This window comes from Nonomuraea sp. NPDC049709 (genome assembly GCF_040674815.1).
In the GTDB taxonomy this organism is placed as follows: Bacteria; Actinomycetota; Actinomycetes; order Streptosporangiales; family Streptosporangiaceae; genus Nonomuraea.
Window position 1 is genome coordinate 289491 of sequence record NZ_JBFANM010000002.1, and the last position, 18097, is coordinate 307587.

An 18097-nucleotide genomic window follows, 5' to 3' on the forward strand; every position below is an offset into this window, starting at 1 on the left:
GGCCGGTCAGAGGCCGCAGAGGTCGTCGATCGACTGGGCGCTCTTCTGGCTGTTCTTCGTGGGCGTCTGGGTGGGCGCGGCCAGCCGGGTCTTCGTGGGGCTCGGGGTCGAGCCGGTCGCGCTCGGGGAGGCGGTCACTCCGGCGGTCTGCGCCTGGCGGGCCGGGCGCATCGAGTCGCTGATGGCCTTTCTCGTGGCCTGGCGGATCTTCGCCCAGTCGGGGCGGCCGGAGTAGAACTCCGGCGGCACGAACTGCAGGCTGGTGATCTTGGCGTCCTTGACCTTGACGGCCAGCTCGACCAGCGGCTTGACGAGGTCACGAGGGATGTTCGTCTGGGCCAGCCGCTTGGCCGCGCCGGCGATGCGCTCGAACCTGGTGAGGATCACCGAGGGCGTGGCCTGCTGCGCGAAGGCGGCGATGACGCAGCGCTGGCGGGCCATGCGGGAGAAGTCGTCGCTGCCGACGCGGGAGCGGCCGTACCACAGGGCCTGCTCGCCGGTCAGCTTCCGGTCGCCCGCCTTGATGGTGCCCGCCGTGCCGTACAGACCGCCCCACTTGACGTCCTGCTCCACCCTGATCCTCAGGCCGCCGATGGCGTCCACGAGGTCGGCGAAGCCGTACATGTTCATCAGCATGTAGTAGTCGATCTTCAGGTTCAGCGTGTAGCCGATGGCGTCCATCAGCGCCCGCGGGCCCTTGTCCTTGCCGCCCATGAGCTGCGGGTTGTCGTTGGCGTACTGCCAGACCTCGTTGAGCAGGCCGCCGTTGGGCAGCTCGGCCATGAAGCCGTTCGGGAACTGCTTGTGCAGCGGCGAGGACGGCGGGAAGCGGACGTGCTGGAGGTTGCGCGGGAGGCTGAACAGGACCGTGGCGCCGGTCTTGAGGTCGACGCTGGCCACGTTCATGCTGTCGGTGCGCACGCCGGTCCGGTTGCCCGCCGCGTCACCGCCGACCAGCAGGAAGTTCACCCGGTCCTTGCCGTTCCACGGGTCCTCGGGGTTCTGGGCCGCGTGGGGGGTGTCGGGGTCGGGCCGGGACTGGAAGACGTCCCCGATCGCGTTGCGGGCGGTCAGCACGTAGTTGGAGGCGAGGGCGAACGGCGACATGACCGCCACGCACAGCACGCCCACCACGATGCCGGTCACCACCTGGCCCTGCTGGTGCAGCTTGTTCGGGCCGAGCGCCACGTAGGACGTCACCAGCAGCGCGAACCAGGCCAGCGCGAGTGCCGAGGCCACGACGACGACCGTGAGCATCATCCCGTCGTCGGCGAACGTGGCGATGTTCGACAGGTCGCCGATCACGATCAGGCCGTAGGCCAGGAGCCCCAGCAGCAGCACCGCGTACACGCTGACCAGCACCAGCCCGGTACGGCGGTGCCCGGCCCGCAGGTGAGCGGCGCCCGGCACGACGGCCGACAGCGCGGTCCAGCCCAGGACGGCGGCGGGCGTCAGCGGTTTGGCGAAGCGCGGCCCTTTGGAGGGCGCCTTCTCGCGAGGGGCGGATCCGGCGGTGGCTGCGGAGGCCGGGCCGGACCGTCGCATGGGGCGGCGTTTCCTGCCTCCTGGCACGGTCTCCACCCCATCGCGATTGCTCACACCCGGCTCCTTACACGCCTACCAGGCAAAATTGGCGTATGCCCCCGATGGGCACAAGATTGCCAGGATTCTAGTGCCCTTATATGGACATCAGAGACATGTGCTCAACATGAGATGAACGCCACGGGGACATCAGGAGACCGTTGAAGAGGGCGCCAGCCACGTGTTGCACTGGTATGTCTTACTCTTCTCCCACCCCTGACGGAACCAGCGGTTGTTGTTGGCCGGCGTGCCGTGGTCGCGCGGCCAGCCCGGATAGTCGCCCACCTGACCGTAGAACCAGTACAGCCGGCTCCGGTTGGAGGTGTTCACCGGGTACGACGCCGCCACCGACCGCATCCACATGCCGCCGAAGCAGGTGGCCTGCAGCTCCAGCCGCCGGCTGAGCGCCAGCTTGCCGCTCTGGCTGGTCGAGTCCAGGGTCGAGCGCCACCACGAGTCCATCAGCCCCGTGATGTTCTGGACGTGGTGGCCGTACTCGTGGGCCATCATGCTGATGATGCCGCCGTGCCAGTTGATGATCTGGCCGTACCCGCGGGCGTTGCCGTTGCCCCTGGCCATGGCCGAGGTGGAGGCGTAGATGGTGTTGTTGCGCGGGCAGTAGTACGGCACCATGCTGCCCGCCGACGGATAGTCGCCGCAGGCGCCCCTGCCGCGCTTGGCCGCGATGGCGTAGCCGGGCGGGCTGAACCGGATGCCCTGCTTCTCCAGGATCGGCTGCCAGGCCCGGTCCATGCACCTGCCGGTCTTCAGGATGAGCGCCTTGAGCTGGCCGTGGTTGTAGATGTTGGCGTTGCCGGCCCGGCAGTTGAGCCTGGGCAGCGTGCCGGCCCGGTACATGGTGTTGTTCTTCAGGCTCGTGTTGAGCGTGACCTTCGCGGGCGGGGTGACGGTGGTGTCCGGCTCCTCGTCCTCGGTCGGCCGCTGCGTGGGCTCCTGGTCACGGGTCCGCGTGGGGGCGGGCTCGGGGTCGCCGTCGGAGCGCCGGGTGGGCTCCTCCGACGCCTCGTACGTCGGGTTCGCGATCGGCGTGGACGTGTCCGAGCTCTTCGAGCCGCCGAGCATCACCGCCCCGATGACGATCAGCACGAACAGCGCCGCCATCGACCCGAACACGGTGCCGAGCACCGCGACGACCCCCATCCCCGACTTCCTGCGCGGCGGGGGGTGCGGCCACCGCAGCGTCGGCGCGACCGGCGGTGGTGGCGGAGGAGGCGGCGGCTGCCGGTACGGTGGCCCGTGCGGCGGCTGCCCATAGGGCGGCCCCTGCGGTGGCCCGTGCTGAGGCAGCCCATAAGGCTGTCCCTGCGGCTGCCCGTACGGTGGTTGCTGGTAGGGCGGCCGAGGGTGTGGCGGCCCCTGCGGCGGGGGCGGCCCCTGCTGGTAGGGATTCCCCTGCGGCGGCGGTGGGGGAGGGGGCGGCGGCTGCGGGTACGGGTTCTGCTGACCGCCCTGCGGCTGCGGTTGCCGGTGACCCGGCGGCGGCCAGGGCAACGAGGGAGGCCGCTGTGGCTGGCCTGGCCCCTGTGGCGGGGGTGGATACTGCCCGTTCCCTGTCACCGTGTCTCCCCGTTCACCCGGTTGTCTGCAATGCCAGATTTGCGCCGCGACTTGGCGGACCCTTGTCAAATTTGGGGCAAAAGCATACTGATTTATCACCCGTCACGGATGTAGCGGTGCTCGGTTACAGTCCGAAATCATTCGAGGTGATCTCCGCTATCTTTCGGTCCCGGCGGCGGGCGGTGTCCTAGCTTCATTGACATGAATCTCCAGCAGCTCCGCTATGTGGTCGCGACTGCGGAGCACCGCACCATGACCGACGCGGCCAGATCGCTCTACATCGCGCAGCCTGCGCTGTCCCGCGCGATCCGCGATCTCGAGCGCGAGCTCGGCATGACGCTCTTCGCTCGTTCCGGCCGCGGGGTGGTCGTCACCGCGCAGGGACGCCGGGTGGTCAAGCTGGCGAGGGAGGCACTCGACGCGGTTCACGAGATCGAGGGCCTGGCCAACCAGGGCACGGTCACCGAGGCGGAACTTCGCATCGCCGCCACGCCCAGCCTCGAACCCGGCCTCGCGGGGCGGCTGCTGCCCGCCTACGCGGCTGAGCACCCGGGAGTACGCGTGCACATCGTGCGCTGCGACGGCCGAGACGGTGTCGTCAGCGCCATCAGAGATCAGCGGGCCGACCTGGGTCTCACGGACCTGCCGGTGCCCACCGATCTCATCACCCATCCACTCGAACGCCAGGAGATCGTCCTGATCTCCCCGCCCGCGCTCGATCTCCCCAACCCCGTGCCGATGGGCAAGCTGCACGGCATGCGCCTGGCGCTGCCCGCCCGTGGCAGCATGCGGCGCAGGGAGCTCGACGCGATGTTCGGCAAGTACGCGGTCACCCCGGTGGTCGTGCTCGAAACCGACGAGCGCAACGGCTGGCTGAACGCCGTACGCGCCGGGCAGGCATCGTTGCTGTGGTACCGCGGCATGGCCGAGCAGGCCGGACGCGCGGGCCTGGTGGTGCGTTCACTCGAACCCGCGGTGCGTCGCGTCATAGCCGTCGTGCACGCCCGCCGCCGCCTGCCACTCATCGCCCAGGACTTCCTGGCCACCGCAGAAAAGGGGACAGCCGCCTGACCACTTTCGGAACGATCCATGTCCATCCACGAGCCGACCGGCGAACCATCAGACGAGTCATGTGATCGGGCCCGGAACAACGGAGCCCGGGGGGCCCGGCGACGCGGCCGTGCCCCTGAGGGCCGTCGAAATCCCGCCCGTCAGCTCCTGATACGCAGTACCTCCCCGGAACCCGCCAGCGTGCCTCTGTTGGACACGTAGTAGGCGCCGTCCGGCCCGGCCGCCACCCCCGTCGGGGTGAACAGGCCGTCCCTGGCGACAAGTGTCCTGGTGCCGTCCCGTTCGACGCGGTGCAGGGCTCCCGCCGGGTCGCCGGACAGCAGCCCGCCGGCGGCGATCTCCAGCACCAGCAGCCGGCCGCGCCGGTCGAAGGCGATGTCCACGATGTTGGTGAAGCCGGAGGCGTACACCGCCGGCGCCTTTCCCGGCGCCAGGCGCCACACACTGGCTCCCCCCACGGGGAAGGGGAAGCCGGTGAGCTGGCCGACGTACAACGCGCCGTCGGGCCCGCGGGCCACGCTCGTGGGCACCGGGTGCATCGGAATGTCTGCCCCGCCCGGCCCGGGGACCATGCGGACGTCGAACACGGCGACCGTCGAGATCCGGCCGCCGGGGCGCACGCGCAGCACGTCGTTGGCGCCCGCGTCCACGACCAGCGCGCCCGCGCCCTCGGGCAGCACCGCGTAGGGCTGGCTGTCCGGGCCGGTGCCGGGCTGGCCCTGGTCGGGGTCGCTGGCGCTCTCGTACGCGCCCAGGTCGGCGACGGTCCGCCACCGCGCGCCCGAAGCCTTGACGAGCGTGGCGACGGCGGCGCCGTCCGGGCCGAGCTGCGCCCGCCTGGCCGGGTCCGTGCCCAGCCCGATCGGGACGAGCAGCCCGCCACGGGTCACGGCCACGTCGTGCGCGCCGAGCACCTCGCTCAGGTCCGGCGTGCCCAGGGACGGCAGGCCGGTCACCACCCGGCGCTGCCCGCCGCGGGCGACGGCCGTCACGGCGCCGCTGGGGCCGAGGCAGAACGTCTGGTTCTGGGCCCCGGTGATGCACGGGCCCGGGCCGCCCCGGCCCGCCTCGGCCACGTACAGGGTCCCGTCGGGGCCGAAGCCGAGCCCTCTGGGGTTGTCCAGCCCCGAGGCGATCACCGTCACAGCGGCCTGATCAGCGGCCTGATCAGCGGCCGCCGCCGGGAAGGCGCTCGCGGCGACCGCGAGGACCGCCGCGAGGGCGGCCGACGTGAGGCGGCCGGCGGGCCGCTCGCGTGCTGCACGCATGGCCCGTGCCTAACACGTCGCGCGCCCGGTGAACAGGGTCCCCGTCCTCATCCGGCCACAGATGGCCGCAAAAGGTATTGACGGGTCAGCGGGTCACCGGCAGGGCGACCACGGCGCGCAGGCCCGGTGCCGCGTCCTCCAGGTGCACCGTGCCGCCGTGCGCCCGCACGGTCTCCCGCACGATGGCCAGCCCCAGCCCCGCGCCCCCCTCGTCCCGGCTGCGGCCGGAGTCCAGCCGGGTGAAGCGGTTGAAGGCGCGCTCGCGGTCCTGCTCGGGAATGCCGGGGCCGTCGTCGGTGACCGTCAGCACGCCGTCGGCGGTCAGCGTCACCTCGACCTTGGAGGCGGTGTGGCGGACCGCGTTGTCCATCAGGTTCGTCAGCACCCGGCTCAGGTCGAGGGCGTCGCCGCGGACCACGACGGGGTCGCACACCGTCAGGCGGGCCTCGGCGTACCGGTCGACGGTCTGGCGTACCACCTCGTCGAGGTCGACGGGCTCGCGCCGGGCCGGTACGCCGCCGCGCTCGTCCAGCCTGGCCAGCGCGAGCAGGTCCTCGGCCAGCCGGGACAGCCGCATCGTGTCCTCCAGCACGCCCTCGGCGGTCTCCTGCCAGTCCTGCCCGTCGGGATGCCCGAGCGCCACCTCCAGCTGCAGCCGGATGCTGGCCAGCGGGCTGCGCAGCTCGTGCGCGGCGTCGGAGACCAGCGCCCGCTGGCGCTGCTCGGCCTCCTCCAGCCGGGCCAGCATGCTGTTGAGCGTGGTGGCCAGCGAGTGCACCTCGTCGCGCGACTGCGGCACCGGCAGCCGGCGCGACCTCGCCGTGTGCGTGATCTCCGCCGCGCCCCTGCGCAGCGCCGCGATCGGCCGCAGGGTACGGCCGATCATCAGCCAGCTCGCCACCGCCAGCAGCACGACCAGCGCCGGCGTGCCGACCAGCAGCACCCGGCCGGCCGTGCCCAGGCTGGTCTGGATCTCGCCGATGGGCCGGGCCGCCACCACCGTCACCCCCCGGTCCGCGCTGAGCACGACGACCCGCAGGAACCCCGGGATGGCGTACGGCCGGCCGTCCAGCAGCGTCGCCTGCCCCTGCCGGAGCACCTTCGCCCGGCCCGCGGCGTCCAGCAGCGGCACCAGCCGGTCGGTGCCGTACGTGACGTGCGTGATCCGCCCCTGGGCGTCGATCACCTGCACGATCGTGCCGTCGTGGGTGGTGATCGGGCTGGTGAGCGTGCCGGCGTCGGCCGCCACCCGCACGGCCTGCGCCTGCTGCACGGTGGACTCGTCCACCGTGTCCATCAGGGCCCGATCCAGCACGCTGAGCAGCACCGACGCCGACAGGGCCAGCGCCAGCGCGAGCACCGCGGCCGCCGCCACCGTCAGCCGGAACCGCAGCCCCTGCCGCCGCCACCAGACCAGCGGCGACTCAGCCACCGTCGCCCGCCAGCCGGTAGCCCGCACCGCGCACGGTCTGCAGCGAGTTCCTGCCGTAAGGGACGTCGATCTTGCGGCGCAGGTAGCCGACGTAGACCTCGACCACGTTGGGGTCGGTGTCGAAGGTGTCCCACACGTGCTCCAGGATCTCCGACTTCGACACCACCTCGTCCCGCCGCCGCATCAGGTATTCCAGCAGGGCGAACTCCCGCGGCGTCAGCTCGATCGGGCTCTGCCCCCGCTCCACCTTCCGCCTGGCCGGATCCAGCGACAGGTCGCCCGCGACCAGCACCGACGGCCGCCGCCCCGCGTCGCGCCGCATCAGCGCCCGCAACCGGGCTACCAGCACCACGTACGAGAACGGCTTGGTCAGGTAGTCGTCGGCCCCGAGGTCCAGCCCGTCGGCCATGTCGTACTCGCCGTCCTTGGCGGACAACATCAGGATCGGCACCCAGTTCTCCTCGGCGCGCAACTGCTTGCACACGTTGTAGCCCGACAGCCTGGGCAGCATGATGTCGAGCACCACGACGTCGTAGTCGCCCTGCCTGGCCGCGTGCAGCCCCTCCTCGCCGTCGTGGGCGAGGTCCACGGCGAAGCCCTCGGCCTGGAGCCCTCGCTGGAGCGCAGCCGCCATGCGCCGCTCGTCCTCGACGACAAGTACTCTCATGTGGCGATTCTCCCGTTCGCGCGCTGAGACGACGCTGAGAAGGCTGAGAGCCGTCTCAGACTGTCTCAGGTCTCCCACAGGATGCATGACGCAGGCTCTGGGCATCGACATACGGTTAAGGAGTGAGATGCGTAGAGGCACGTTCGTGAGGTGGGGAGTCCCGATCGCGGCGGCAGCCGTGATCGGAGCCGCGATCGGCGCCGGTCCCGTGATCGCCGCGGTGAGCGGCGAACCCGTGCTGCCGGAGCGCTCGGCCCAGCAACTGCTGGCCGACGCCGTGGCGGCCACCGGTAAGGACGGCGGGATCCCGCCGATGTCCGGCACCGTTCAGCAGACGGCCTCGCTCGGCCTGCCGGCGCTGCCGCAGACCGGCTCGGCCTCGCCGCTGAGCCTGCTGTCCGGCTCGCACGAGGTGAAGGTCTGGTACGGCGCGGCCGACAAGCTGCGCGTGGCCTTCCCGACCCAGCTCAACGAGACCAACCTGATCCTGAACGGCGGCCACGCCTGGTACTGGGACAGCGCCACCAACACCGCCACCAAGCTGACCATCAAGCCGGAGACCGGCCCGGGCCATGCCACGCCCGTGCCGCGCCCGACCGAGCTGACGCCGCCGCAACTGGCCGAGCGGCTGCTGGCCGGCGCCGACGAGCACACGGCGGTCCGGGTGATCAACACGGCGGAGGTGGCGGGCCGCCCGGTCTACCAGCTCGTGCTGTCGCCCAAGGACGAGAGCTCCCTGGTGCAGGAGGTGCGCATCGCCCTCGACGGCGAGACGTACGTCCCGCTCCAGGTGCAGGTGTACGCCAAGGGTTCGGCCGAGCCGGCGTTCCAGCTCGGGTTCACCCAGGTGACGTTCACGCCGCCGGCGGCCGAGAACTTCACCTTCACCCCGCCCGCGGGCGCCAAGGTGGAGGAGCAGACGATCGGCGCGGACCAGGGCTTCGGCGAGCACGCGGAGGAGCGGGCCGAGAAGGCCCACGACGTCGCGGGCGACCTGAAGGTCGTCGGTGAGGGCTGGTCGGCCGTCGCGGTCGTCCCGTTCTCCATGGCGGACCTGGCCGCCAAGCCCGCCGAGACGCCCGAGGGCTCCGGCGAGCGGTTCGGCGGTGGCGGGGGCGACCCGGCCGCGCTGCTGGACAGCGTGCTCAAGTCCGCCACCCCGGTCAGCGGCACGTGGGGCTCCGGCAAGCTGATCAAGACCAAGCTCGTCACGGCCCTGCTGACCGACGACGGCCGCCTGCTGGTCGGCGCGGTCACGCCGGAGGAGATCACCAAGGCGGCGGGCACCAAGTGACCGCCGTCACGTACGAAGCGGGGGCGCCCTTCGGGGCGGCCCCGCCCTCCGGGGACGCCGCGATCGTCACCCAGGGGCTGACCAAGCGCTTCCGCGGCGGCCAGGTCGCGGTGGACACGCTGGACCTGGCGGTGCCGCGCGGCTCGGTGTTCGGCTTCCTCGGGCCCAACGGCTCGGGCAAGACCACCACGATCCGCATGCTGCTCGGCCTGGTGACGCCCACGGCGGGCGAATACTCCGTGCTCGGGCTGCCGCAGGCGCAGGCCCTGCCCAAGGTGGGGGCGCTGGTCGAAGGGCCGGCCTTCTACCCGTACCTGTCGGGCGCGGCCAACCTGATGCGCTTCGACGCGGCCGACCCGACGGCGCCGGGCGGCACCGCCCGGCGGCGCGTCGCGGACGCGCTCGACCGCGTGGGGCTGTCGGCCGCCGCGGGCAAGCGTTACCGCAACTACTCGCTCGGCATGCGCCAGCGTCTGGCCATCGCGGCCGCCCTGCTGGGGCCGCGCGAGCTGCTCGTCCTGGACGAGCCCACCAACGGGCTCGACCCGCAGGGCACCCGCGAGGTGCGCGCGCTGGTCAAGGAGATCGCCGCCGACGGCACCACGGTGTTCGTCTCCTCGCACCTGCTGGCCGAGGTCGAGCAGATGTGCACGCACGCCGCGATCATGCGGACCGGCAAGCTCGTCGCGCAGGGCACGATCGCCTCGCTCAACGGCGGCCTGGTCACCCGGATCAGGGTGGAGACGCCGGACACGGGCGCCGCCGCGCGGGTGCTCGCCGGTCTCGGCCTGGCCGACGTGCGGCCGGAGGGCGGGCAGGTCCTGGCGGAGCTGGGCGGCCACGCGCCGGAGCAGGTCAACGCCGCGCTCGTGGGGGAGGGCGTGGCCGTACGCGGGCTGGCCGTGGTGCGGCCGAGCCTCGAGGACGTGTTCGTGGGACTCACAGGGGAGGGCTTCGATGTCGACGGCTGAGAGCCGGGCCACGACGGCCACGCGGCGGATGCCCGGGCTCGTGCCGGTGACCGAGACCATGCGCACCACCGAACGGCACGCGCCCGAGCCACCGCCCCCCGCACCCGCCTCACCCCCGCCCGGGCCGTCGGCCAGAACGACGTGGGCGTTCTGGCGGCTGCTCGGCTCGGAGCTGGGCCTGACCTTCCGCCGCCCGCGCAACCTGGCGATGCTGGCCGTGCTCGCCGTCGTGCCGGTGATCATCGGCATCTCCCTGCGTGCCTTCGGCTCCTCCGGCGACGACGACATGGGCGGGATCATCCAGGCCGTCGCGGGCAACAGTCTCATGCTGACGTTCGTGTCGTTCTCGTTCCTGGTGCTGCTGCTGATGCCGGTGGCCGTGAGCGTGGTGGCGGGCGACTCGATCGCCGGCGAGGCCGGGGGTGGGACGCTGCGCTACCTGCTGGCCGCGCCGGCCGGGCGGACCCGGCTGCTGGCCGTCAAATATCTCAACGCGGCCGTCTACGCCTACGCGGCCACGGCGGTGGTGGCGCTGTCGGCGCTGGTGACGGGGCTGGTGCTGTTCCCGGTCGGTGACGTGACGCTGCTGTCGGGGACCACGATCTCGATGGCGGACGGGCTGGTGCGGATCGCCATCAGCGTCGGGTACGTCGGGGCCGGCATGGCGGCGCTGGCCGCGATCGGGCTGGCGCTGTCCACGTTCACCGAGGTGTCGATCGGGGCCGTCGCCGGCACCATGGTGCTGGTCATCATCTGCCAGGTGCTGCGGGCCATCCCCGAGCTGGAGGCGATCACGCCCTACCTGCTGCCGACCAGGTTCACGGACTTCGACGCGGTGCTGCGCAGCCCGATCGACACGGGGGCGCTGGGGGAGGGGCTGCTGGCGTTCGGGGCGTACATCCTGCTGTTCGGGTCGATCGCTTGGGCGCGCTTCTCGGGCAAGGACATCACGTCCTGACGGCGCCCGTCCTCCCTGGGCCCGTCCTCCCTGGGCCCGTCCTGCCCGCGCTCGTCTTGATGGCGCCGGCCCTGCGCCTTGACGGCCTCCCTTCCTGCGGGCCGCTGCGGGACGTGCCGGAGGTGGGCGACGGCCGGGTTCGGGGTCGTGCGCTGCGGGACGTGCCGGAGATGGGCGGCGGCCGCAGTATGGGGGTTCGTGCGCTCCGGGACGCCGTCGGTGGGCGTCCCGGAGCATGGGCGTTCGGGTCCCGCTGTCAGGCGGAGGGGCGGCGGCGCAGGCCCAGGGCGCCGATCACGACGCCGATGACGCCCACCGCCAGGCCGGCCCCGCCGAGCAGCCGGGCCGTGCCGTCGGAGGTGGACGCGGCCGCCATCGGCGTGACCGACGGCGCGGCGGCCGCCGGGGCGGCACTGGGACTTGCACTGGCCGAAGCGCCGGGTGAGCTGCCGCCGTCGCCGGCGGCCGGCACCAGCTTGAGCAGCGGCGCCGGGTGCTCGGGCTCGGTCCCATCCGTCTTCGGGGCCTCCGACCAGTCCACGACCTCGCCTCCCGAATAGGTCTGCTTCGTCGGGAACATCAGCGAGTCGACGTCCTTAGGCAGCTGGCCCATGGACACCTCGAACTCCTGGAACTCGCCAGGATTGATCTTCCCGCCCTCCCAGACGACCTTGGTGACGGCCTCCTCCAGGTCGCCGTACTCGGTCTTGACCGGGGCGGGCAGCTTGCCCTCGGTCACCTTGACCTTCCACCCGGGCACGGGCTTGACGGACACGAAGGCCAGCGGGTGGTCGGCGGGGAAACTGACTTCGATCTTGGTGGTCGAGGCGTTGTCGCGCTCGTTGGGCACCCGGAAGGCGACCTTGGTGAACCCGCCCTGCTCGGCGGTGCCTGGCTGGATGGTGACGTGGGCCAGCGCGGGCAGGGCGAGGCCGGCGGTGAGGGCGGTGGTGGCGGCGAGCACGGTCGCCGCACGGCGTACGAAGGACATACGAGAGCTCCACTTGGTGAATCGGGGGGATGAAGAAGGGGTGTCAGACGGTCAGGCGGGAAGTGGAGGACCACGCCTGGCCACGCTGTGCCGGAAACCCGGCTGGAGCGGGACGACCCTCGTGTGGACGATCGGTGTGCGGAACCACAGCACGGGCGCGGCGGCCGGTGCGAGGAGGACGAGACGGCGGCCGAGGCGGCGCAGCAGCGACCAGAGCGCGGCCTCGCCGCGCGACAGCCACAGACCGGTGATCACCGTGGCCGTCAGGTGCGTGAGCAGCATGCCGGCGTTGACCGCCAGGCCGCCCTGGGCGTGCCCGTGCACCGAGACGTAGGCGGCGCCGTCGCCCGCGAACAGCTCGTGCAGCCCGAGCTGCGCCCCGACCAGCACCAGGTTGATGGTGCCCGCCGAGCGCTCCCTTCCGCAGAACGCCAGCCCCAGCACGGCTACGCCCGCGAGCCCGAGGGCGGCGACCCCCGGCTCGGGCGCCGAGCCGCCGCCGAGAACGTGGGCGAGCGCGGCGAGCGTCACGCAGACGGCGGCGAAGGCGGCCGTCCGCGCGAGGCGGAAGGGGAGATGCGCGCGCATGGGTGTGCCCCATGCTCTCACGGGGCAGGGAGTCTTGAGACCTCGAGTTCCAAGCTGTGCAATGCCTGGTCCGAAAATGGCTTTTGTCGCTAGGGTCGTGCCGACCGCGTTGACATAGAGGTGAGAACGTTGCGGCACTTAGGTGGTTTGCTCATCGGGCTTGTGGTGACGGTGGCCGTGCTCGGAGGCGGCGGTTGGGCCGTACAACAGGCAGTCGGCAATGCGGCCGCGAATCCGCCGGACAGTCAGAAGATGTGGATCGCGCTCGGCGCGATGGCCGCCGTCGGACTGGTTGTCGGGCTCGTTACGGCCGGCCGGATCTCGCCGCTGGCGACGTTCGTGCCGTCCATGGTGTTGCTGGCGTGGACAGTCGTGTACGCGCTCGACATGAACCGGGCGCTTTCCCTCATACCGACGGAGCCGTCGGTCAACCAGATCATCAGAGACGCCGGATTCGGCGACAGGACCATGCTCACCACGGGCATATTCGCCCTGCTCGGCGTGGCTCTGTTCATCCCCGTGCTGATGCCGTCGCGCTGGTCCCGCCAGCGCGACGAACTTGACGAGGACTACGAGACCACGCCGGAGGGCAGCTACTACTGACACTCACCGCGGCCTGGCCGGAGCCGCCCTGTGGCTGCCGGGCTGCTTGGGGAAAGGAAGCGGCGAGAGGCGGCTGATGGCGTCGCCGTGGCCGTGGTCCGTGGGAGGGGCTACGTGGTGGCGGTGCCGGTGTAGAGGCGGGTTACCACGTCCTCGATCGAGGACTGGTCGGGGGCCGTGGCCATCAGGTCGTCGAGGGTGCCGTCGAACGCCAGGTGCCCGTGGTCGATCAGCATGACCCGGCGGCACAGCCGTTCGATGTCGCCGAGGTCGTGCGTGGTCAGCAGGACGGTGGTGCCGCGCTCGGAGTTCACCCGCCGCAGGAAGTCCCGGATGCTGGCCTTGCTGACCACGTCGAGCCCGATCGTCGGCTCGTCGAGCACCAGCACGTCGGGCGCGTGCAGCAGCGCGGCCGCCAGGTCGCCCCGCATGCGCTGCCCGAGGCTGAGCTGGCGCACCGGCGTGCGCAGGAACCCGGCCAGGTCGAGCGTCCCGGTCAGCTCGTCGAGCCGGGACCTGAAGGTGGCGCGGTCCACCTTGTAGAGGTGCCGGATCAGCTCGAAGCTGTCGACGAGCGGCAGGTCCCACCACAGCGTCGTGCGCTGCCCGAACACCACCCCGATGTGCCGCGCCAGCGTGGTGCGCCGGCGCGACGGGTCCAGCCCGGCCACCCGGACCTTCCCGGCGGTGGGGGTGAGGATGCCGCACAACATCTTGATCGTGGTGGACTTGCCGGCCCCGTTGGGCCCGAGGTAGCCGACGAACTCGCCGGCGGAGACGGTGAACGACAGGTCGCGTACGGCGTGGACGACGCTTCTCTTCACCTTGAACGAGCGTCCGGCCCGGTCAAGTTCGATCATGGTCAACTCCCCGTGGATCGGTAGTGCCGGATGCCCTGCCGCCAGGCCAGCGCGGCCAGCAGGGCGAGGACCAGCGCGGCGGCCGGTCCGAGGAACCGCATGAACTCGGGCGTGCCGAAGGGGTCGTCCCGGCCCAGGACGTACAGGCCCGGCTGCCAGTTGACGTAGGCCAGCGGCAGCACGTACGTCACGCCCCTGACCAGGTCGCGGGCGTAGATGCTGAGGGGATACTGGTTGAGCTGGTGGCTGCCGTAGGTGAAGGCGCTGACCACCTCGGGCGCGTCGGTCAGCAGGAACTGCACCGCCCCGGCCATCGTCCACAACGCGGAGAAGATGACGATCCCGGTGAGGACCATGACGGGGATCATCCAGGCGCGCCGCCAGTCGATGCCGAGCGCGGAGATCGCGTAGCCGAGCACGAGGGCGGCCTGCAGGATGCGCCCGACCCGGGTGGCGTTGAACCGGTCGGCGGCCAGCTGGATCCAGGCGCTGACGGGCCGGATCAGGACGGTGTCGAGGGTCCCGGCCTTGATGTGCTGGCTGATGCGGTCGAGGTTGCTGACGAACGTGTCGCAGACGGTGAAGGACAGGCCGGCGGCGCCGTACAGCAGCAGCACCTCCTCGCGGGAGAACCCGGCGAGGGCGGTGGTGTTGGCGAAGATGACCAGGATCACCGCGACGTCGAGCGCGGCGGTGACGAAGCCGAGCACGGTCATCAGCACGAACGAGGCGGGGTACGCGGCCGCGGCGCGGGTCCAGGTCCACAGCAGCAGGAAGTACGTCCTAACCACCCTGGATCACCACCTTGTGGCGGATCGCCCTGGTGCCGAGCGCGCCGAGGCCGAGCAGCACCACGGCCCAGAACGCCTGGAAGGCCAGCGACTCCAGCACCGGGGCCTTGCCGAGGTAGAGGTCGGTGGGCACCTGGACCATGGCCGCCCAGGGCAGGGCCCTGGCCAGCTCGCCGAACCAGCCGGGGAAGATGTGCAGCGGCAGCATCATCCCGCTGAAGAAGGTCATCAGGACCATCGACAGGATCGCGATGCCGCGGTCGTCGAGCAGCCAGCAGACCGACAGCGCGGTCAGGTAGCGCCAGCCGAAGCTGACGACGACGGCGATCGCGAAGCCGGCCAGGAACGCCAGCCACCGGCCCGGGTCGGTGGGGAAGAGGATGCCGAACATGACGGCGCCGACCAGCATGGGCGGGGCGCCGCGGACCACGAACAGGTAGGCGGCCCGGCCCACGTCCTCGGCCAGCGTCCACAGCTGCAGCGACGCGGGGCGGACCAGGTCGAGCGCGATGTCGCCGCTGCGGATGCGCTCGGGGATGCTCAGGCCGCCGCCGAAGAGCTGCATCGGCCCGATGAACGCCTGCGTGATGAAACAGAAGGTGACGGCGTCGGTCATGTCGTAGCCGGCCAGCCCGGGGCGGGCCTGCCACAGCGCGATCAGGATGTAGGCGCGCAGGACGCCGAACACGCTGTTGGTGAACGCGCCGGCCAGCGCCGCCCAGACGTAGGTGGCGTGCTTGCGGAATCCGTACCGGACGAGCCGGGCATAGAGCGGTATGGTTTTGCACCTCCGGGGGGTGATGGCACGGTGACGGACCGTGCCTGGACCCGCGCACGGGCCTGCCGTTGGGAAACACGGAATTATCCGTTGCGGGGTCGGCGGTCCGCAACGCGATAAACGAAGCGCGGGCCCGGCCGGGGCGGGTCGATGGCGAGCACCTGGTGGCCCGGCTCGACGCCGAGCGCGGGAGAGGCGTGCCCGAATACCTGGCCATTGGGCCCCCGGCGTCACGATGCCGAAATATCCGTGTAAGAGATGAGTTACTTACTGGCCGGTAGGACGATGTTGGGCGGGGAAGAACAATCTTCGGAGGGTCGAAGATGCGAATCGACAGGGATGTGATCCCCGAGTACCCCTTGAGCTGGCAGGCTCGCGCTCTCACCGGTCTCATGCGCGGGACCGTGAAGCCGGCCTCCATTCTCCTGCTGCGACATCCGCTCGCCCTGGTCGGCGCCGCCCACCTCGGCGATCTCGCGCGGCTGTTCCGGGTGCCCCATCCCGCGCACGTCGCGATCGTCCCGGCGGCCTTCTCCTCGTGCGGTGGCGAGTGGGTGCGCGGCGGGCAGGGGCTCGACGAGCGCAAGGTGGTGCTCTATTTCCACGGCGGCGGCTACTTCTCGTGCTCGCCGCGTACGCACCGGTCCATCACGTGGCGGTTGTCCGTGGTGGCCAGGCGGCCGGTGCTGGCGCTGGACTACCGCCAGGGGCCGGTGCACAAGCTGGCCGACTCGCTGGCCGACGCGATGGACGCGTACGACTGCCTGCTGCGGCGCGGGTACGCGCCCGAGGACATCGTGCTGGCGGGCGACTCCGCCGGCGGCCACCTGACGCTGGCGACCCTGCTGGCGCTGCGCGACGCGGGACGGCCGCTGCCCGCCGCGGCGATCTGCCTTTCCCCGTGGGCCGACCTGACGGACGTCCCGCGCCGGGCGAACCGCTGGCAGGACCCCATGCTGCCGGCCGGCCGGGTGCGCTGGCTGGCGCGCCGCTGGACCTCCGGCCTGGACCCGTGGGACCCGCTGGTCTCGCCGGTGCACGGGGACTTCACGGGGCTGCCCCCGCTCATGATCGTGACGGGCTCGACGGAGGTGCTGAGGGACGAGGGCCGCCGGGTGGCCGAGCGGGCGCGGCTGGCGGGGGTGCCGGTCCGGTACGAGGAGTGGCCGCGGATGCCGCACGTCTTCCCGATCCTGGCGGACGTCGTGCCCGAGGCGCGGCTGGCGTTCCGGCACATGGCGCAGTTCGTGAAGGCGGTGAGCGAAAGGCCCGCGTCGATGGGGGACGCGACGGCAGCATGAATTTTTACCTGTCCTGTTTGGGATAATTAACATCCGCCAACGGTAAGAACAGTGTAAGGTTAGGTATACCTAACTTGCATCAGGGGGCTAGTCCGATGGCTGAGCAGCGAGCGGATCACCACCGGGGGGTCGTCCAGCGGACCGAACGCATCTCGCGCCACATGGTGCGTGTCGTGGTCGGCGGTGACGGGCTCGCGGACTTCGCCTGCACGGGGCTCACCGACCACTACGTGAAGCTGGTCTTCCCGTACGAGGGTGTCGAATACCCCGAGCCGTTCAGCGTGAAGACCTGTCGCGAGACCATGCCGCGCGAGTTGTGGCCGCGCCTGCGCACCTACACCGTGCGCGCCTGGGACCCCGACTCCCGCGAGCTGACCCTCGACTTCGTGGTCCACGGCGACGAGGGCCTGGCCGGCCCCTGGGCCGAGCGCGCCGAGCCGGGCGACGAGCTGCTCATGCTGGGCCCCGGAGGGGGCTACGCGCCCGACCCCGAGGCCGGCTGGCACCTCCTGGTGGGCGACGAGAGCGCGCTGCCGGCCATCGCCGCCTCGCTGGAGGCACTCCCGGACGGCGTGCGGGCGCACGTGTTCGTGGAGGTGGACGCGCCCGAGGACGAGCAGAAGCTCGAAACGGCCGCCGACGCGCGGATCAGGTGGATCTACCGGGGCGACCGGCCCGTGGGCGAGAGGCTCGTGGCGGCGGTGCGGGCGCTGGAGTTCCCGGAGGGCGACGTGCACGCGTTCGTGCACGGGGAGGCCGGGTTCGTGAAGGAGCTCCGCCGTCACTTGCGCGTCGAGCGGGGAGTCGGGATGGACCAGCTGTCCATTTCCGGATATTGGCGGATCGGCGTGGACGACGAGACGTGGCGGGCGGTCAAGCGCGACTGGAACCGCCAGGTCGAGGCCGAGGAGCAGGCCGCGATCGCCTCTTGAGCACCCGATCGTCCGCGGCTCGGGGCGCGACCGCACCCTGAGTCTCGGATCGGGTAGGCCGGGGCCTATTCGTGCGTCGAGCGCGGCCCGGTCACCCCGTACATCCTCCCGGCGTGCGCGTCGAACGCCCACCAGCGCGTTCGCCGCACCCCCGCCTCCAGGAACGCGGGGGCGAACCCGGGCGCGGCGGCCGGCAGGACACCGAGGTGGCGCCCTTGAAGGCGGCGGCCGGGGAGGTGGGGTCGGCCAGGACGATCGAGCGGCCGACGGGGGCGGTGACGACGATCATTCCCCGCCCGGCACCCCAGGCGCAAAAGTCCACTTCAGACCGCCAAGTCACACCATTTACTTACTTGGGAGGAACGACAGCCTTACCTCCAATACCCCTTATGTAAGACATGCGGAAAGCCCCGCCGGATGCCGCCACAGTGTG

The 18097-nt window shown here is 71.4% G+C and carries 17 protein-coding genes; 7 read left to right on the forward strand and 10 right to left on the reverse strand.

The window, feature by feature from the left end:
* Positions 1-6 precede the first annotated feature (6 nt).
* Together AB0J69_RS03455 and AB0J69_RS03460 are read right to left on the reverse strand one after the other, a co-directional pair.
* Positions 7-1599 (reverse strand): LCP family protein, encoded by a 1593-nt coding sequence (locus AB0J69_RS03455; protein ID WP_364112386.1) that lies wholly within the window; start codon positions 1597-1599, stop codon positions 7-9.
* Between the two features lie 132 nt (positions 1600-1731).
* Positions 1732-2742: a neutral zinc metallopeptidase gene (locus AB0J69_RS03460; protein WP_364112388.1), complete on the reverse strand. Its 1011-nt coding sequence runs from the start codon at positions 2740-2742 to the stop codon at positions 1732-1734.
* Positions 2743-3360: 618 nt separating this feature from the next.
* On the opposite strand from AB0J69_RS03460, the gene AB0J69_RS03465 reads away from it, so the two are divergent.
* Positions 3361-4230, forward strand: a complete 870-nt coding sequence (locus AB0J69_RS03465; RefSeq protein ID WP_364112390.1) for a LysR family transcriptional regulator — start codon at positions 3361-3363, stop codon at positions 4228-4230.
* Between the two features lie 140 nt (positions 4231-4370).
* Here the strand turns inward: AB0J69_RS03465 and AB0J69_RS03470 are convergent, their stop codons facing one another.
* From AB0J69_RS03470 to AB0J69_RS03480, 3 genes are all read right to left on the reverse strand, one after another.
* The gene (locus AB0J69_RS03470; RefSeq protein WP_364112392.1) at positions 4371-5498 is read right to left on the reverse strand and encodes a ScyD/ScyE family protein; all 1128 of its coding nucleotides are present in this window, start codon (positions 5496-5498) and stop codon (positions 4371-4373) included.
* Between the two features lie 85 nt (positions 5499-5583).
* Entirely contained in the window at positions 5584-6930 is a 1347-nt protein-coding gene (locus tag AB0J69_RS03475) for an ATP-binding protein (RefSeq protein ID WP_364112394.1), read from the reverse strand.
* Complete coding sequence (locus tag AB0J69_RS03480) at positions 6923-7597, reverse strand: response regulator transcription factor (protein WP_364112396.1); 675 nt, start codon at positions 7595-7597, stop codon at positions 6923-6925. Before AB0J69_RS03480 ends, AB0J69_RS03475 begins: the two co-directional genes overlap by 8 nt.
* A 127-nt stretch (positions 7598-7724) precedes the next feature.
* Here AB0J69_RS03480 and AB0J69_RS03485 point away from each other — a divergent pair, with 127 nt between their 5' ends.
* The 3 genes from AB0J69_RS03485 to AB0J69_RS03495 are packed head-to-tail and all read left to right on the forward strand — an operon-like array spanning position 7725 to position 10820.
* Positions 7725-8891 (forward strand): DUF2092 domain-containing protein, encoded by a 1167-nt coding sequence (locus AB0J69_RS03485; RefSeq protein ID WP_364112398.1) that lies wholly within the window; start codon positions 7725-7727, stop codon positions 8889-8891.
* Positions 8888-9862 carry an ABC transporter ATP-binding protein gene (locus AB0J69_RS03490; protein WP_364112400.1) on the forward strand — a complete coding sequence of 325 codons (975 nt, stop codon included), beginning with the start codon at positions 8888-8890 and terminating at the stop codon, positions 9860-9862. Before AB0J69_RS03485 ends, AB0J69_RS03490 begins: the two co-directional genes overlap by 4 nt.
* Positions 9849-10820 (forward strand): ABC transporter permease, encoded by a 972-nt coding sequence (locus tag AB0J69_RS03495; protein ID WP_364112402.1) that lies wholly within the window; start codon positions 9849-9851, stop codon positions 10818-10820. Before AB0J69_RS03490 ends, AB0J69_RS03495 begins: the two co-directional genes overlap by 14 nt.
* 256 nt (positions 10821-11076) lie before the next feature.
* Here AB0J69_RS03495 and AB0J69_RS03500 read toward each other — a convergent pair whose 3' ends face one another.
* Together AB0J69_RS03500 and AB0J69_RS03505 are read right to left on the reverse strand one after the other, a co-directional pair.
* Positions 11077-11811, reverse strand: a complete 735-nt coding sequence (locus AB0J69_RS03500) for a YcnI family protein (RefSeq protein WP_364112404.1) — start codon at positions 11809-11811, stop codon at positions 11077-11079.
* Between the two features lie 51 nt (positions 11812-11862).
* On the reverse strand, positions 11863-12399 hold the full coding sequence (locus AB0J69_RS03505) for an MFS transporter (protein ID WP_364112406.1): 537 nt from the start codon (positions 12397-12399) through the stop codon (positions 11863-11865).
* Positions 12400-12546: 147 nt separating this feature from the next.
* Here AB0J69_RS03505 and AB0J69_RS03510 point away from each other — a divergent pair, with 147 nt between their 5' ends.
* A complete protein-coding gene (locus tag AB0J69_RS03510) occupies positions 12547-13002 on the forward strand; it encodes a hypothetical protein (protein WP_364112408.1) in 456 nt (151 codons plus the stop codon).
* 110 nt (positions 13003-13112) lie between these two features.
* Here AB0J69_RS03510 and AB0J69_RS03515 read toward each other — a convergent pair whose 3' ends face one another.
* Genes AB0J69_RS03515 through AB0J69_RS03525 form a run of 3 tightly spaced genes read right to left on the reverse strand, consistent with a single transcriptional unit; the run spans position 13113 to position 15341 of the window.
* Positions 13113-13862: an ATP-binding cassette domain-containing protein gene (locus AB0J69_RS03515; RefSeq protein ID WP_364112410.1), complete on the reverse strand. Its 750-nt coding sequence runs from the start codon at positions 13860-13862 to the stop codon at positions 13113-13115.
* A 2-nt stretch (positions 13863-13864) separates the two neighbouring features.
* Positions 13865-14653, reverse strand: coding sequence for an ABC-2 family transporter protein (locus AB0J69_RS03520; protein ID WP_364112412.1), 789 nt, complete (start codon positions 14651-14653; stop codon positions 13865-13867).
* Positions 14646-15341 carry an ABC-2 family transporter protein gene (locus AB0J69_RS03525; protein ID WP_364112414.1) on the reverse strand — a complete coding sequence of 232 codons (696 nt, stop codon included), beginning with the start codon at positions 15339-15341 and terminating at the stop codon, positions 14646-14648. Before AB0J69_RS03525 ends, AB0J69_RS03520 begins: the two co-directional genes overlap by 8 nt.
* 413 nt (positions 15342-15754) lie before the next feature.
* On the opposite strand from AB0J69_RS03525, the gene AB0J69_RS03530 reads away from it, so the two are divergent.
* Positions 15755-16732 carry an alpha/beta hydrolase gene (locus AB0J69_RS03530; RefSeq protein ID WP_364112416.1) on the forward strand — a complete coding sequence of 326 codons (978 nt, stop codon included), beginning with the start codon at positions 15755-15757 and terminating at the stop codon, positions 16730-16732.
* Positions 16733-16827: 95 nt separating this feature from the next.
* Positions 16828-17664 (forward strand): siderophore-interacting protein, encoded by an 837-nt coding sequence (locus AB0J69_RS03535; protein ID WP_364112418.1) that lies wholly within the window; start codon positions 16828-16830, stop codon positions 17662-17664.
* The last annotated feature ends 433 nt before the right edge of the window (positions 17665-18097 follow it).